Genomic DNA, 15,661 nt, shown 5'->3' with positions numbered 1-15,661 from the left:
TGTGAGGGTGGAGAGAACCCCGGGGAGGCGACGATGACGATCACACGGAACGAGACACGCGACGACACGCTGCTTCCGGGGGCGGCGGTGATCGTCGGCATCCGGTCGCTCTTGATCTGGTCCGTCGTCGCGGGGACGATGCTGGCGGTGTTCCTGCGCGGCTCGATGAGCAGCTGCTCGGGCGGTGTGACCGGCAGCGGTGGCTTCCTCGACGCCGACGGACAACCGACCGATGTCACGCCGATGTGCGGCTCGATCACGGTGAGCGCGAGCCCACTCGTCTACGCCGCGATCGCCCTGATCGTGCTGGCGTCGTTGACGCGGATCCTGGGTCGCGCCGACACCGTCGACGCCGCTCTGCGCATCATCAACAACGCCCGCATGGTCATCGTCGTCCTCACCCTCGTGACCTTCGTGGTGGGGTACTGGGCGATCATGACGGCCCGGGTCGACGACTGGAGCAACTACTCGCTGCTGTACCCGTTCCCGTTCGCGACCTTCGACATCTCGACGCACCCGATGGGCGCGAACGGCTGACGCCCCGCGTTTCAACCCCCCTTCCACCGCGCCCGGCGCCCGCTACCGTCGCGGACGTGACGTTCAACGACAACGCCCGTGTCGGCGGGAACTCCGCGAAACGCCGCGGTGGCACGGTGGCCGCCGTCGGCGGTGGCGCCGTCGGCCTCGGCGCGATCGCCGTGCTGCTGATCTCGCTGTTCACCGGCACCGATCTGACCGGGCTCCTCGGCGAGGGCGGGGCGCCCGCCGAACCCCAGACCGGCGGTGAGCGCATCGCCAACTGCGAGACGGGACAGGATGCCAACCGCAACGACGACTGCCGGCTCGCGGCCGCATCGCTGAACATCGACCAGTTCTGGGCGCAGACCGTCGAGGGGTACCGCGAGCCGCAGCTGATCATCGTCGACGGCTCGACCTCGACGCAGTGCGGGACGGCATCCAACGCGACCGGGCCGTTCTACTGCCCACCCGAGGAGACGGTGTACGTCGACCCGACCTTCTTCGCGCTGCTGCGCGAGCAGTTCGACACCACCGCGGGTCCGCTCGCGCAGCTGTACGTCCTCGCGCACGAGTACGGCCACCACGTGCAGAACCTCATCGGCGTCATGGACCAGCACCCGAACAACGGGACCGGGCCGGCGAGCAACGGCGTGCGCACCGAGCTGCAGGCGGACTGCTTCGCCGGCGCCTGGGTCGCCGACGCCGAGGACCAGGTGGACGAGAACGGCACGCCGTACCTCGAGCGGCCCACGTCGCAGCAGATCACGGATGCGCTGGCCGCGGCGGCATCCGTCGGCGACGATCACATCCAGGCCGAGTCGGGCGGGGCCGTGAATCCCGAGAGCTGGACCCACGGGTCGAGCGAGCAGCGTCAGCGGTGGTTCGACGCCGGTCGCGCGGGAGGCGTGAACGCCTGCGACACCTTCTCGGTGCCCGCGGACAGCCTGTAGCCCTCCACGTCACGCGATCGACCGGCCCCGGCCCCCTCGTCCCACTCCTGGCGGTGCGTGTCGCACTTTCTGCTGCCTGAGCGCAGCCGAAGCCACATCGATCGGGACAAGGTTCGCCGCCCACAACCGCTGAGGCGGCGGACGTTGCCGTGCACGTCCGAGGTCAGCCGATGCCGACGCGCAGCGCCTCCCATGCCTCGTGCGCGGCGTCGGCGAACGCCTCCACGTCGGGGACCGCGGTCGGGTCGACGCAGAAGCCGACGCCCAGCCAGCGGTCGTTCGAGATCGCGGCGACCCGCAGAGCGTGGTGCGGCGCGGGTTCGGACGACGTGTAGACGTGGGTGACCCGGCGACCCGACACGGCGACCGCGACGCGGGGGCCCGGCACGTTCGACACCGACAGCGCGAAAGCACGCGGACCGTCCGCGAAGCCGCGGACGGCGGCTCCCACCGGCCCGGCCGCGGCGAGCGCATGGAACAGCTCGTCGAGCGACCGGGCGTCCCGATCGCGCTTGCGGGCGCGGGTCTGGGCACTGAGCAGGTCGAGGCGGCGGAGGTCGTCTCCCTCGTGCACGCACAGGTCGACGTCGACGAACGAGTCGCGGTTGCCGGCGGTCGCGGCATCCTCCCCCGCCTCGTGCAGACTCACCGGGACCTGGGCGTTGAGGTGCGGCAGGGGACCCCGGCGTTCGAGCACCCTTCGGACGGCCCCGCCGACGACGGCGAGGAGCACGTCGTTCACCGTCGCGTGGTCGGGCCGCGCCGTGATCGGGCGGTCGAACGGCGACCGGGAGCCCGGGTGTCCGAGCTCGCGCACGAGGGTCCGCGGCATCCGTTCCCACTCGCGCCAACGGGACGGCCGGGCGTCGGGATCACGGATGCCGACCTCGTGCGCCGGGGCGTCGTGCGGCTCGAAGACGACCGCGTCGAGGAAGCGCACGGCCGTGATCCCGTCCGCCATCGCGTGGTGCAGGCGCACGGCCAGCGCTTCGCGGCCGTCGGCGAGCGGCCCGACCAGGTCGATCGTCCATAGCGGCCGTGCCCGATCGAGCGGCTCCGCCATGAGACGCCCGACGACCGCTCGCAGCTCCACCGGGTCGGCCGCGGCGAACCGTCGCACATGTGCGGCGATGTCGAGGTCGGCGTCCTCCCACGTCGGCGCGGCGGTTCCGGCCACGCGTTGCCGCGCCCGGGGGAACCCGCCCAGGCGTGCCAGGACGCCGGTGCGCACGGCTTCCAGGTCGAGGGCCTCACCCGGTTCGAGGAGCAGCAGCTTCAGCGCGTGCCCACGGACCGCATCGGATTCGAGCGCGAGGATGCGCGCGTCGTCGGCCGAGAGCGGCTCTCCCATGCCGACTACGGTAGCGGGGAGGCGGCGTCCACCGTCGGGCTCGCGACGCCCTCGCGATCGTCGACCAGGCGACGGCGACCGATCCACCCGGTGAGGCCACGGCCGTCGCGCCAGGTGAAGAGCATCACGGCGGTCGCCGCGACGAGCACGAATGCCGAGAGCGACCAGGGAGCGGGCAGATCGTCCAGGACGATGTAGGCCCCCGCACCCGTGAGGAAGCGCAACGGGCGGGCCACCCACCCCGGGAGTACACCGTCGGTGTACCGGACTCGCGTGGCGAGGTCGCCGATCGATCGACCCGTGACGAGGATCACGACGAGCCAGAGCGTTGCGGCGGCGAGCGTACCCGCCTGCGACGAGATCGCGCCGGTGCGGTCGGGGTCGTCCGCGAGCAGCTCCCCCACCGCCTTCGTCGCCACCGACACGGCGAACGCGACGAGGGAGACGCCCACGATGTCGCACAGGATGCCGAGCAGCCGGCGCCCGCGCGTGACGGGACGGGGGCGCTCGGCATCCGGGGTCTTCTGCGCCCCGCGGTGCTCCTTCGGGACGACGAACGCGATGAGCGACCCGATGAGGGCGCCGGAGGTGTTCGCGATCAGGTCGTCGACGTCGAACACGCGGTAGGCGCACGGAAAGATCCCCCACACCCCCGTGAGCTGCGTCGTCTCGATGAGGCCGCTGACCGCGAGTCCGATGAGACCCGCCAGAAGGATGCCGCGGCCGCCCAGCACCCGCAGGAGGAACCCAAGTGGCACGAACAGCAGCACGTTCAGCGCGACCTGGAGCACGACGGGATCGGTCAGGTACCGGCCCGAGACGGCGACGGCCGCGCGGATCTCGTCGACGAACTCGAACGGTCGCAGGTTCGTCCCGGCGCAGCGGTACTCATCGCTCTGCGGCAGGGGGACGAGCGTATAGGTCCAGATCGCCCAGAAGTACACCGCCGCGCCCGCCCACAGTGCGGTGCGCCCGAACGACAGCCCCCCTCGCCGCCGGTAGCTCACCGCCACGAACGGCACGAAGGCCAGAAAGGCCACGATGGCGCCCAGGAAGACGGCCAACGACCCGGATCCGACGATGTTGTGCACCCCGAGATCCTAGGCACGCCCGGCGCCCGCCGCCGCCCAGGCCGCCACCACCGCCACCCGACCACCGGCACCACCCGGCCGCCGCCGCCGCGGCGTCACCCGGCGCGCACCCTCGTAGCCTGAGACGGTGACCCGAGCCGCCGCCCTCCGCGATCGCATCGTCGCCCGTATCGATGACACCGGCTTCGCGGCGCACGGACTGCATGTGCGGCGCGGCACGGAGGTGGCCGAGCACCGCTGGACTCCGGACGTGCGCGAGGAGATCCACTCGGTCAGCAAGTGTCTGTGCACGCTGGCGGCGGGGTTCGCCGTCGACGAGGGCCTCGTCGGATTCGACGAGCCCGCCTCGGTCATCGCCCCCGACCTCGCCACCGGTTCGCGGACCACGCTGCGCGAGCTGCTGTCGATGACCAGCGGCATCGATCTCCCCTGGTCCGAGACGATGATGACCGACTGGCCGGACCTGGCCGCCGAGTTCCTCGGCCGCCCCTCGCGCGGCCGCATCTTCCAATACTCCAACGCGAGTACGTACGCGGCGATGGCCCTGCTCGCACAGCGTGTGGGCGATGTGGCCGCTTTCCTCGAACCGCGCCTGTTCGGGCCGCTGGGCCTGAGCGACGTGGAGTGGCGGCGCTGTCCCCGCGGGCGCATCCTCGCCGGTGAGGGCGTGGCGCTGCGGACCGAGGAGATGTCGCGCCTGGGCGCTCTCCTGCGCGATCACGGCATGTGGGGCGGACGTCCCGTCGCGCGTCGGGAGTGGGCGGATGCCGTCCACACGGCGCGGGTCGACACCGGAAGCGACACCGACGGGTACCGCCGATACGCCCTCGGCGCGTGGGAGGGCCCCGGCTCGGCGTGGCGCCTGCACGGCGCGCACGGACAGCTCGTCATCGTGGTCGCCGATACGGTCGTGACGATCTCCGCCGAGGACCATTTCGGTGCAGATGCCATCGCGGCCTTCGTCGCGGGGACCGCGGCATCCTGACCGCACCCGATCACGGTCCGGGTACAACGACATGAACGGAGTGCGCGTCGGATTGCGTGCGGCCTCCAGTGCGCGTAATGTCGCGCGCCGTGACTGACGAAAGTCGCGAGCCCGGCGAACAGACGCCGATGGCCAAGCGCATCCTCATCGGCGAGCCCCTCACGTCGGAAAAACTCGACGAACAGCTCCTCCCCAAGAAGATGGCGCTGCCCATCTTCGCCTCCGACGCACTCTCCTCCGTGGCGTACGCCCCACAGGAGTTGCTGATGATCCTCCTCATCGGGGGAACCGCTCTTCTGACTCTCAGCCCGTGGGTCGCGGCGGCCGTCGTCGTGCTGCTGATCGTCGTCGTGCTCAGCTACCGGCAGCTGATCAAGGCCTACCCCTCGGGCGGCGGTGACTACGAGGTCGCCAGCAAGAACCTGGGGGAGGTGCCCGGAGTCGTGGTGGCGGCGGCTCTCCTCGTCGACTACGTCCTCACGGTCGCCGTGTCGGTGGCATCCGGTGTCGACAACATCATCTCGGCCCTGCCCGGGCTCAACCCCTTCCGCGTCGAGATCGCCGTCGGGTTCGTGATCCTCATCGTCATCGTGAACCTGCGCGGCGTCCGCGAGGCGTCGTCGGTGTTCGCGATCCCGACGTACCTGTTCATCGGGTCCGTGGGCGTCATGATCGCCGTGGGACTCGGCCGCGCGCTGCTGGGCGATGTGCCCGTGGCATCCAGCGCCGAGTACGCCGTCGAGGCGGAGTCGCTCACGCAGGCCGCGCTCATCCTGGTCGTCCTGCGCGCGTTCTCGAGCGGCTGCTCGGCCCTCACCGGTGTCGAGGCCGTCTCCAACGGCGTGCCCGCCTTCCGGAAGCCGAAGATCCGCAACGCCCAGACGACCCTGACGCTCATGGGCGGCATCGCGATCCTGTTGTTCGTCGGACTCACCGCGCTCGCGCTGCTGGCGGGCGTGCACTATGCGGAGAACCCCTGCACCCTCGTCGGCTTCGACTGTGCGAACAACCCGCAGCCGAGCCTCATGGCGCAGGTCGCCGCCGCCACGTTCGGCATGGGCAGCATCCCGTTCTTCGTGATCCAGGCCGCGACGGCGTGCGTGCTGCTGCTCGCCGCGAACACGGCGTTCAACGGCTTCCCGCTGCTCGGCGCGGTGCTGGCCCGCGACGGTTATGCGCCCAAGGCTCTCAACACCCGCGGCGACCGGCTCGTGTACTCGAACGGCATGATCATCCTCGGCATCGTCGCGATCGGCGTGCTGATCGTGTATCAGGCCAACCTCACCACGCTCATCCAGCTCTACATCATCGGCGTCTTCGTGTCGTTCTCCCTCGGCCAGGTCGGCATGGTGCGGCACTGGCGTCGCGCCCTCCGTGACATGCGCGCACTGTCGCCCGAGGCGGCGCGCCAGCAGAGCGCGCGCTACGAGCGGCGCTCCGCGATCACGGGCCTGTGGATCAACTCGCTCGGCGCCTCGCTGACCGTGCTCGTCCTCGTGATCGTCACGATCACGAAGTTCACGCACGGCGCCTGGCTGGTGTTCATCGCCATCCCGATCCTCGCGACCCTCATGCTCGGAGTGAACCGCTACTACCGCGACGTGGAGCACGAGATCCGGATGGACGACACCGTCCACTTCGGCTCGTCGGGCGACGTGGCGATCATCCTCGTGAACCGCCTGCAGAAGCCGGTGATGAAGGCCATCGACTACGCCCTCGCGGCCAAGCACGACAAGACCCTCGCGGTGCACGTCGCGATCTCCGAAGAGGATGCCACGACCCTGCAGAAGGAATGGGCCGAGCACGACATGCCCATTCCGCTCGTCATCATCGAGTCGCCGTACCGCACGTACACCTCGCCGGTCACGTCGTTCATCAAGACGTACCGCGAGAAGCACGGCTCCTCGGTCGTGACGGTGTACCTGCCGCAGTTCATCGTCGGGCACTGGTGGGAGTCGATCCTCCACAACCGCCGCTCGCGCCGTCTGGCGCAGCAGCTCATGCTCGTCCACGGCGTCTCGATCACACTCGTGCCGTGGCTGCTCGACTCGTCCGAGCTCATCTACGGCCGCCGCTCCCGGCCCCTCCCGGGCCAGCAACGCGGCGGTCAGCCCGTCGCCGAGGTGCCCGCGCACCGGGCCCGCAAGGAGCCCGAGAACTCGGCATCCTGAGCCGCGGGCGCCCGTGGCCCGGGGACGGGGCCGTGCTGCTGCGGCGGGGACCGTGCTGCTGCGGCGGGGACCGTGCTGCTGCGGCGGGGGCGTGCTGCTCGGGCGGGGGCGTGCCGAACTCCGGCGGGGGTCGTGCTGCTCGGGCGGGGGTGTGCCGAACTCCGGAGAAACGGCGGCCTCCGCGCCAGAACGACCCCTGTCCGCGAGGCTGACGCGCGATAACTCCGGAGTTCGGCACGCCTCACTGGGGCCCCCAGGCACCGGCCTGCTGGGACGGGGGCCGCGCTGAACTCCGGCCGGGGCCGTGCCGCTCCGGCGAGGGGCGTGCCGAACTCCGGAGAAACGGCGGCCTCCGCAACAGAACGACCCATGTCCGCGAGGCTGACGCGCGATAACTCCGGAGTTCGGCACGCCTCACCGGGCACCGGGGCACCGGGCACCGGGGCACCGGGCACCGGGGCACCGGGCACCGGGGCACCGGGGCACCGGGGCACCGGGCACCGGGGCACCGGGGCACCGGGGTGTGGGCGGAACCTTGCCGGGCGGGAATCCGTACGACAGGGTGGATGCCATGCCGATCCTCGCCGTGCTCACCCTGGCCGTCATGGTGGTCGCGCTGATCGACGCCATCACTCGCCGCGACGACCAGGTCAAACACATGCCGAAGTTCGCGTGGGTGTTCTTCATCGTGCTGCTGCCGCTGATCGGGTCGATCCTGTGGTTCACGATCGGCCGCGAGTGGGAGCAGCGCGGCGAGCCGATGTCGTTCGGCGACCCTCGGCGTTGGCAGAAGGATGCCGAGCCGGCCCCGGCGCCCCGCGCCCACGACGCGCGGACGACCGAGCAGCAGATCGCCGACCTCGAGCGCGAGATGTACCTCGCCGATCTCGAGGAGCAGGTGCGCCGCCGCCGCACCGAGGGCGACGCCCCCGCCTGAGCCCGCGGCATCCCGCCCCCGGCGCTCCCCCGCGCCGCCCACCCCGTTGAGTGTCCAAGACACACGGACGCCCGGCGACGCGACCCGCGTGTCTTGGACACTGAACCGGGGTTACAGCACCCCTCCCGTCCGGCGCAACGGCGGGCGGACCGAGGCCAGCCTCAGCGCCCCGACCGCCGGAACAGCGCCACCGCGACGATCCACGCGACCGCGAGGATGCCCGCGCACCAGGCCAGAGCCACCCACACGCCCGCGCCGACGGGCTGCTGCCCGAGCAGGGCGCGGATGGCATCCACGAGCGAGGTCACGGGCTGGTTCTCGGCGAACCAGCGCACGGGACCGGGCATGGTACCGGTGGGTGCGAAGGCCGAGCTCACGAACGGCAGGAAGATCAGCGGGTAGCTGAATGCGCTGGCGCCGTCGATGGTCTTCGCCGCGAGACCAGCCACCACCGCGACCCAGGTCAGGGCGAGCGTGTACGCCATCAGGATGCCGACGACCCCCACCCACGCGAGGATCGAGGCGCCCGACCGGAAGCCGACGAGCAACGCCACCCCGATCACGAGTGCGAGAGACACCGCGTTCGCCAGCAGCGACGTGAGCACGTGTCCCCAGAGGACGCTCGCCGGCGCGATCGGCAGGGAGCGGAACCGCTCCACGATGCCCCCGCGCACATCGAGGAACACGCGGTAGGCGGTGTAGGCGATGCCGGATGCCACGGTGATGAGCAGGATGCCGGGAAGCAAGAAGTCCACGTAAGCGGTGCCACCGGTGTCGACGGCGCCACCCAGGACGAAGACGAACAGCAGCATGATGGCGACCGGCATGATCGCGGTGGTCACGATCGTGTCGGGGCTGCGGACGATGTGCCGCAGCGAGCGGCCGGTAAGGGCTGCGGTGTCGGACAGGGCGTGCGTGGTCATGACTCCTCCGTGTCGAGCGGGTCGGCGGAACCGACGATGGCGAGGAAGATCTCCTCAAGGGTGGGCTGCTTCTCGACGTACTCGACGGTCGTCGGCGGGAACAACTCGCGGAGGTCGGCGAGGGTGCCCTCGGCGATGATCCGCCCCCCGTGCAGGATCGCGATGCGGTCGGCGAGGTTCTCCGCTTCGTCGAGGTATTGGGTCGTGAGCAGCACGGTGGTGCCGGACGCGGCGAGGGAACGCACGGCATCCCACACCTCCAGGCGCCCCTGGGGGTCGAGTCCCGTCGTCGGTTCGTCGAGGAAGACGACGGCCGGTGCGCCGACGAGGCTCATGGCGATGTCGAGGCGTCGGCGCATGCCGCCGGAGTACGTGGATGCCGCCCGGCGCGCGGCATCCGTCAACGAAAAGCGGGCGAGCAGCGCGTCGGCCGCTGCGTCCGGGTCGGGTAGGTGGCGTAGGCGCGCGATGAGCATGAGGTTCTCGCGGCCGGTCAGGACTTCGTCGATGGCCGCGAACTGCCCCGTGAGGCTGATGGACGCGCGCACTCTCGCGGCCTGCGACGCAACGTCGGCTCCGACGATGGCCGCAGTCCCTCCGTCGGCGCGGAGCAGGGTCGACAGGATGCGGACGGCCGTCGTCTTCCCGGCGCCGTTGGAGCCGAGGAGCGCGACGATGCTGCCGCGCTCGACGTCCAGGTCGACGCCGTCGAGCACGCGCACGTCGCCGTAGGACTTGGTGAGGTTCCGCACGCGGATGGCGGGACCGGTGTGAATGGTGGGCATGGTGTTCCTCTCGGTGGGTCGGCCGATGGGCGCACGAAGCCAGCGCCTCCGGTCAGCCGGTTCCGGAGGGCGGTCGAGGCGTGTGGTTCAGCGCTGGGAGCGTGCCGCCTCGTCGATCGCGCGGGCGAGGCGTGCGCGCTCGCGTCCGATCCAGCTGCCGTCGCCGTAGTTCGCCATGAACTCCTCGGCGAACACCGACGGCTCGTCGCCGGTCAGATCACGGATGGGGGTGTCAACGGCTGCGGCCTGCTCGAGCAGGTCGGCGAGGTCGGTGACCATGCGGATGAGCGCGTCGCTGTCGTCGGTGGGCCCGAGGTTCAGCACGTACCGCTCGAGCGCGCGGCCCGCCTGCCTGTAGGGGGCCGGGAGGGCGTCGAGACGGCGGCGATACTCCCGCCACTGCTTCTTGGCGCTCAGGTCGCCGAGGATCTTCTCGTACCAGGCCATGTCAGTTCCCTTCGTCGCGGAGCTGCTCGAGCCGGTCGGCGAGCAGGCCCCAAGTGGTCCAGAATTCGGCGAGCTTTTCTCGCCCGGTGTCGTTGAGGGTGAAGACCTTGCGTGGTGGCCCCTTTTCGGATGCCACCTTCTCGACGTCCACGAGACCCCGCTGCTCGATGCGGACGAGGATCGCGTAGACCGTGCCCTCGGCGAGGTCGGTGAAACCCCGGTCGCGAAGGTCGGCGGTGATCTCGTAGCCGTACGCCGGCCGCCGCGCGAGGACCGCCAGGACCACGCCCTCGAGAACCCCCTTGAGCATCTCGGTGTCTTGTCTCGCCATGCGGTACTCCTCAACGTTGACTACCGCTACAAAGTAACACTGAGTACCAGTACCTAGCAACAGCGAATAGTGAGGCGGGTGGTCTGGTGTCCAGGACACGCGGACGGAGGGCCGCACGAACCGTGTGCCAGTGGACACTGACCCTCGGATGGCAGCCCCGACCGCCCCACTTCGCGCGACGGCGGCGAGCTCGACGCGAGGCGGGCGATGCACGACGAAGGAGACCCGGCGTCGGGTCCGCGGAACGTCGGGTGTCAGCAGGTCCGGGGCCGCGGGAATCCTGCGTTGTGTACGCGGTCGCCGCGTAAGCGCCGCGTATGGGTCCGCGGGCGCACCGTAGGGAAACCGTAAGGACCGTGGGATGCCACCGCGCACAGGAGTTGCATCGACACACGTGCCGCCCTGCGGCGCCCGCGCCACAGCAGTCGCGCGGAAGCTCCCGAACTGGAGTCATCGTGCTCGATGTCGTCTCCCTCGTCGCGATCCTGGCGCTCTTCGCGCTGGTCGCCCTCGTCGCCCGGGGGGTGGAGAACCTCGGCCCGGCCGGTTCCCCCGCCCGCGGCACTCAACCGCCCGCCGCCGCGCAAGACCCCACGCCCGGGAGCGACGCCGCATGAGCGTCCTGGCCGCCGTCCTCGCCATCGCCGCCGTGGTCTACCTCGTGATCGCCCTCGTCCGCCCCGAGAAGTTCTGATGGATGCCGGAACCGTCTGGTCCGTCGTCCTGACCAGCCTCACGCTCATCGTCGCCCTGGGCGTGGCCTACCGCCCGCTCGGCGACTACATCGCCCGCATCTACACCGGCGAGCGCCACCTCGCGGTCGAGCACGGCACCTATCGCCTCCTCGGCGTCGACCCGCGCGGCGCCCAGACCTGGCAGGCGTACCTACGGTCGGTGCTGCTGTTCTCCGCCGCCGGAGTCATGTTCGTGTACACGATCATGCGCCTCCAGCCGCTGCTGCCGTTCGCGCTCGGCCTCGACGCCCCGGGCGAGGCGCTGTCGTTCAACACTGCGATCTCGTTCGTCACGAACACCAACTGGCAGTCGTACTCGGGCGAGACGACGCTCGGCTACACGGTGCAGTTCGCCGCCCTGACGGTGCAGAACTTCGTCTCCGCGGCGGTCGGCATCGCCGTCGCCGTCGCGCTCGTCCGCGGCTTCGCCTATCGCCGCAGCGGTGTGATCGGCAACTTCTGGGTCGACCTCGTCCGCGGCACCTACCGGCTGCTGCTGCCGTTCTCGATCGTCGCCGCGGTCGTCCTGCTCGCGGGCGGCGTGATCCAAAACCTGAGCGGATTCACGGATGCCACGACCCTCGCGGGCGCGGCCCAGGCGATCCCCGGCGGGCCGGTGGCATCCCAGGAGGCGATCAAGCTCCTCGGCACCAACGGCGGCGGGTTCTTCAACGTCAACTCGGCGCACCCGTTCGAGAACCCCGCGCCGTGGACGAACCTGTTCGAGATCTTCCTGATGCTCGTCATCCCGTTCTCGCTCCCCCGTGCGTTCGGCCGCATCGTCGGCGACGACCGCCAGGGCTCCACGATCCTGGGAGTGATGGCCGCGATCTTCGTGGCATCCGCGGCTCTGCTCACGTGGGCGGAGTCCGCCGGGGCGGGCACGGCCCCGCAGCTCGCGGGCGGCCCGATGGAGGGCAAGGAGGTGCGGTTCGGCATCTTCGGCTCGACGCTGTTCGGCACGACCAGCACGCTCACCTCGACCGGCGCCGTGAACTCGATGCACGACAGCTACACGGCGCTCGGCGGCATGATGCCGATGATCAACATGATGCTCGGCGAGATCGCGCCGGGCGGCGTCGGCTCGGGCCTGTACGGCATGCTGATCCTCGCGATCATCGCGGTGTTCGTCGGCGGACTGCTCATCGGCCGGACGCCCGAATACCTCGGCAAGAAGCTCGGGCCGCGCGAGATCAAGCTCGCAAGCCTGTACATCCTCGTCACGCCGACGCTCGTGCTGGCCGGAACCGCCCTGAGCTTCGCGATCCCCGGCATCCGGAGCGATGTCGAGGGCACCTCGATCCTCAACCCTGGCGTGCACGGCCTGAGCGAGGTGCTGTATGCCTTCACGTCGGCGTCGAACAACAACGGCTCGGCGTTCGCAGGACTCACCGCGAACACCCCGTGGTTCAACACGGCGCTGGCGGTCGCGATGCTCCTCGGCCGGTTCTTGCCGATCGTGTTCGTGCTGGCCCTCGCCGGATCCCTCGCGGCCCAGGATGCCGTGCCCGCCACCGCCGGAACCCTGCCGACGCACCGCCCGCAGTTCGCCGGGCTCCTCGCCGGCGTCGCGGTGATCGTCACCGCCCTCACCTACTTCCCGGTCCTCACCCTGGGACCCCTCGCCGAAGGACTTACGCGCTGATGTCCACGCTCACCCACGCCCCGGCGCCGGCCGAGGCCCCGACCCCGGCCGCTCCGCGCCGCGCGTTCAGCGCCGCGCAGATCGTCGCCGCGCTCCCCGGAGCCGCCAAGAAGCTCAACCCCGCGTCGCAGTGGCGCAACCCCGTGATGTTCCTCGTGTGGGTGGGAGCCGCCCTCACCACCCTCATCGCGCTCACCGAGCCGTTCCTCGGCGGCGGCGACGCCTCGCTGCCGTTCGGGTTCACGTGGGGCATCGCGATCTGGCTGTGGCTCACCGTGTTCTTCGCGAACATCGCCGAGTCGGTGGCCGAGGGGCGCGGCAAGGCGCAGGCCGCGACGCTGCGCAAGACGCGGACGACCACCACGGCCCGCCGCGTCACCGCGTACTCCGCCGCGGACCCGCTGGCATCCGATGCCCCCACAGAAGACGTGCCCTCCGGCGACCTCCGGGTCGGTGACGTCGTGCTCGTCGAGGTGGGGCAGCTGATCCCCGGCGACGGCGACATCATCGCGGGGATCGCGACCGTCGACGAGTCGGCGATCACGGGCGAGTCTGCGCCGGTCGTGCGCGAGTCCGGCGGCGACCGCAGCGCCGTCACGGGCGGCACGCGCGTCCTCAGCGACCGGATCGTCGTGCGCATCACGTCGAAGCCGGGCGAGACGTTCGTCGACCGGATGATCGCGCTCGTCGAGGGCGCGTCGCGGCAGCGCACACCGAATGAGATCGCGCTGAACATCCTGCTGGCGAGCCTGTCGATCGTGTTCGTCGTCGTCGTGTTGGTGCTGAACCCCATCGCCTCGTACGCCGCCTCGCCGGTGTCGATCCCGGTGCTGGTGGCGCTGCTCGTGTGCCTGATCCCCACGACGATCGGTGCGCTGCTGAGCGCGATCGGCATCGCCGGCATGGACCGGCTGGTGCAGCGGAACGTCCTGGCGATGTCGGGCCGCGCGGTCGAGGCCGCGGGCGACGTGACGACGCTGCTGCTCGACAAGACCGGCACGATCACGTACGGCAACCGGCGCGCGTCCGCGTTCGTGCCCCTGGACGGCATCGGGGGGCCGCTCCTCGCGGAGTACGCGTCGCTGTCGTCACAGGCCGACCCCACCCCCGAGGGGACGTCGGTGGTCGAGCTCGCCGCGGCCCAGGGAATCGTCGCCGAGCTGCCCCGCGACGCGGAGCCCGTGCCGTTCACGGCCCAGACCCGCATGAGCGGCCTCGACCTCGCCGACGGCACGCAGGTGCGAAAGGGCGCCGCGTCCGCCGTGGTGGCGTGGCTCGCGGCATCCGGATCCCCCGTTCCCGAGGCGCTGCGCGCGCACCTGCAGGACGAGACGGATGCCATCGCCCAGTCCGGCGGTACCCCGCTGGTCGTCGCCACCCTCACGCCCGCGGGCGAAGGCCGCGTGCTCGGCGTGATCCACCTCAAGGACGTCGTCAAAGACGGCCTCCGGGAGCGGTTCGGGGAGCTGCGGGCCATGGGGATCCGGACCGTCATGATCACCGGCGACAACCCGCTCACGGCGAAGGCGATCGCCGCCGAGGCCGGCGTCGACGACTACCTCGCCGAGGCCACGCCCGAGGACAAGCTCGCCCTCATCCGCCGCGAGCAGGAGGGCGGCAACCTCGTCGCCATGACCGGCGACGGCACGAACGACGCCCCCGCCCTCGCGCAGGCCGACGTGGGCGTGGCGATGAACACGGGCACGTCGGCCGCGAAGGAGGCCGGCAACATGGTCGACCTCGACAGCGACCCGACGAAGCTCATCGACATCGTCCGCATCGGCAAACAGCTGCTGATCACCCGCGGCGCGCTCACGACGTTCTCGCTCGCGAACGACATCGCGAAGTACTTCGCGATCATCCCGGCCATGTTCCTGGGGGTCTTCCCCGGGCTCGCGGTGCTGAACGTGATGCAGCTGTCGTCGCCGGCATCCGCGGTGCTGAGCGCGATCATCTTCAACGCGATCGTCATCATCGTGCTCATCCCCCTGGCGCTCCGAGGTGTGACCTACCGCGCGGCGAGCGCGTCGAGCATCCTCAGCCGCAACCTGCTCGTGTACGGGCTCGGCGGCATCCTCGTCCCCTTCATCGGCATCAAGCTCATCGACCTCGTCGTGAGCCTGCTCCCGGGATTCTGAAAGGCCCCGTCATGCGCACCACTCTGCGTACCGCCGGCGTCGCCGTCCGCGCGATGCTCGTCTTCACCGTGCTCCTCGGCGTCGGGTACATGCTGCTGATCACCGGGATCGGCCAGCTCGCCCTGCCCGCCCAGGCGAACGGCTCGCTCGTGCGGTCCGCGGACGGCACCGTCGTCGGCTCGTCGCTGACCGGGCAGTCGTTCCAGGATGCCGACGGCCAGGCGCTGCCGCAGTATTTCCAGTCGCGTCCGTCCGCCGCCTCGTACGACGCCGCCGCCTCGACCGGGTCGAACCTCGGGCCGGAGAACGACGACCTCGTCGCCTCGATCTCGGAGGCCCGTTCCGCGTTCGAGGCGCTGAACGGCCCGGGCGCGATCCCCGCCGACGCGGTGACCTCCTCGGCCTCCGGCCTGGACCCCGACATCTCCGTCGCGAACGCCCAGCGCCAGGTCGCGCGGGTCGCCGAGGCCCGTGGCATCCCGGTGTCCGAGGTCGAGGCTCTCGTCGCGGAGCACACGCTGCCGCGGGACCTGGGGTTCCTGGGCGACCCGCGCGTGAACGTGCTCGAGCTCAATCGCGCGCTGGACGCCCGATGACGCGCGAGAATCGCTGACATGCGTCCCCTCCCGGACACCGCCGCGTCCGCACCCCTCT

The 15,661-nt window shown here is 70.8% G+C and carries 16 protein-coding genes; 10 read left to right on the top strand and 6 right to left on the bottom strand.

Features of this window, described 5'->3' with window-relative positions:
- Positions 1 to 33: 33 nt before the first annotated feature.
- Together LL239_RS03560 and ypfJ are read left to right on the top strand one after the other, a co-directional pair.
- Positions 34 to 537 (top strand): hypothetical protein, encoded by a 504-nt coding sequence (locus LL239_RS03560; protein WP_228162072.1) that lies wholly within the window; start codon positions 34 to 36, stop codon positions 535 to 537.
- Between the two features lie 56 nt (positions 538 to 593).
- Positions 594 to 1,469 carry a KPN_02809 family neutral zinc metallopeptidase gene (gene ypfJ / locus LL239_RS03555; protein ID WP_228162071.1) on the top strand — a complete coding sequence of 292 codons (876 nt, stop codon included), beginning with the start codon at positions 594 to 596 and terminating at the stop codon, positions 1,467 to 1,469.
- 163 nt (positions 1,470 to 1,632) lie between these two features.
- On the opposite strand, the gene LL239_RS03550 is transcribed toward ypfJ, so the two are convergent.
- Positions 1,633 to 2,820 (bottom strand): wax ester/triacylglycerol synthase domain-containing protein, encoded by a 1,188-nt coding sequence (locus LL239_RS03550; RefSeq protein ID WP_228162070.1) that lies wholly within the window; start codon positions 2,818 to 2,820, stop codon positions 1,633 to 1,635.
- A gap of 5 nt (positions 2,821 to 2,825) precedes the next feature.
- The gene (locus LL239_RS03545) at positions 2,826 to 3,911 is read right to left on the bottom strand and encodes a VanZ family protein (RefSeq protein WP_228162069.1); all 1,086 of its coding nucleotides are present in this window, start codon (positions 3,909 to 3,911) and stop codon (positions 2,826 to 2,828) included.
- 127 nt (positions 3,912 to 4,038) lie between these two features.
- Between LL239_RS03545 and LL239_RS03540 the strand changes: the two genes are divergently transcribed.
- The 3 genes from LL239_RS03540 to LL239_RS03530 all read left to right on the top strand — a co-directional run bounded on the left by LL239_RS03540 (position 4,039) and on the right by LL239_RS03530 (position 8,004).
- The gene (locus LL239_RS03540) at positions 4,039 to 4,896 is read left to right on the top strand and encodes a serine hydrolase domain-containing protein (protein ID WP_228162068.1); all 858 of its coding nucleotides are present in this window, start codon (positions 4,039 to 4,041) and stop codon (positions 4,894 to 4,896) included.
- Positions 4,897 to 4,973: 77 nt separating this feature from the next.
- Complete coding sequence (locus LL239_RS03535) at positions 4,974 to 7,067, top strand: APC family permease (protein WP_374197608.1); 2,094 nt, start codon at positions 4,974 to 4,976, stop codon at positions 7,065 to 7,067.
- A gap of 571 nt (positions 7,068 to 7,638) precedes the next feature.
- Positions 7,639 to 8,004 carry a PLD nuclease N-terminal domain-containing protein gene (locus LL239_RS03530; RefSeq protein WP_228162067.1) on the top strand — a complete coding sequence of 122 codons (366 nt, stop codon included), beginning with the start codon at positions 7,639 to 7,641 and terminating at the stop codon, positions 8,002 to 8,004.
- Between the two features lie 161 nt (positions 8,005 to 8,165).
- Here LL239_RS03530 and LL239_RS03525 read toward each other — a convergent pair whose 3' ends face one another.
- From LL239_RS03525 to LL239_RS03510, 4 genes are all read right to left on the bottom strand, one after another.
- Positions 8,166 to 8,927 carry an ABC transporter permease gene (locus tag LL239_RS03525; RefSeq protein WP_228162066.1) on the bottom strand — a complete coding sequence of 254 codons (762 nt, stop codon included), beginning with the start codon at positions 8,925 to 8,927 and terminating at the stop codon, positions 8,166 to 8,168.
- Positions 8,924 to 9,712, bottom strand: coding sequence for an ABC transporter ATP-binding protein (locus LL239_RS03520; RefSeq protein WP_228162065.1), 789 nt, complete (start codon positions 9,710 to 9,712; stop codon positions 8,924 to 8,926). Before LL239_RS03520 ends, LL239_RS03525 begins: the two co-directional genes overlap by 4 nt.
- A gap of 87 nt (positions 9,713 to 9,799) precedes the next feature.
- Positions 9,800 to 10,159, bottom strand: a complete 360-nt coding sequence (locus LL239_RS03515; protein ID WP_228162064.1) for a DUF1048 domain-containing protein — start codon at positions 10,157 to 10,159, stop codon at positions 9,800 to 9,802.
- Between the two features lies 1 nt (position 10,160).
- Positions 10,161 to 10,490, bottom strand: coding sequence for a PadR family transcriptional regulator (locus LL239_RS03510; protein WP_228162063.1), 330 nt, complete (start codon positions 10,488 to 10,490; stop codon positions 10,161 to 10,163).
- A gap of 455 nt (positions 10,491 to 10,945) precedes the next feature.
- On the opposite strand from LL239_RS03510, the gene LL239_RS03505 reads away from it, so the two are divergent.
- From LL239_RS03505 to kdpC, 5 genes are read left to right on the top strand one after another with little or no spacing between them, the layout of a single operon-like run.
- Entirely contained in the window at positions 10,946 to 11,107 is a 162-nt protein-coding gene (locus LL239_RS03505) for a hypothetical protein (protein WP_228162335.1), read from the top strand.
- Positions 11,104 to 11,184: a potassium-transporting ATPase subunit F gene (locus LL239_RS03500; RefSeq protein WP_228162322.1), complete on the top strand. Its 81-nt coding sequence runs from the start codon at positions 11,104 to 11,106 to the stop codon at positions 11,182 to 11,184. Before LL239_RS03505 ends, LL239_RS03500 begins: the two co-directional genes overlap by 4 nt.
- Complete coding sequence (gene kdpA / locus LL239_RS03495; RefSeq protein WP_228162062.1) at positions 11,184 to 12,869, top strand: potassium-transporting ATPase subunit KdpA; 1,686 nt, start codon at positions 11,184 to 11,186, stop codon at positions 12,867 to 12,869. The genes LL239_RS03500 and kdpA overlap by 1 nt, the downstream gene beginning before the upstream one ends.
- Positions 12,869 to 15,007 carry a potassium-transporting ATPase subunit KdpB gene (gene kdpB, locus LL239_RS03490; protein ID WP_228162061.1) on the top strand — a complete coding sequence of 713 codons (2,139 nt, stop codon included), beginning with the start codon at positions 12,869 to 12,871 and terminating at the stop codon, positions 15,005 to 15,007. The genes kdpA and kdpB overlap by 1 nt, the downstream gene beginning before the upstream one ends.
- Positions 15,008 to 15,018: 11 nt before the next feature.
- Positions 15,019 to 15,603, top strand: coding sequence for a potassium-transporting ATPase subunit KdpC (gene kdpC / locus LL239_RS03485; RefSeq protein ID WP_228162060.1), 585 nt, complete (start codon positions 15,019 to 15,021; stop codon positions 15,601 to 15,603).
- The last annotated feature ends 58 nt before the right edge of the window (positions 15,604 to 15,661 follow it).

Origin of the sequence: Microbacterium testaceum (assembly GCF_020781835.1) — a bacterium.
Lineage (GTDB): Bacteria > Actinomycetota > Actinomycetes > Actinomycetales > Microbacteriaceae > Microbacterium > Microbacterium testaceum_H.
This window is presented reverse-complemented; position numbering and strand designations above follow the sequence as displayed.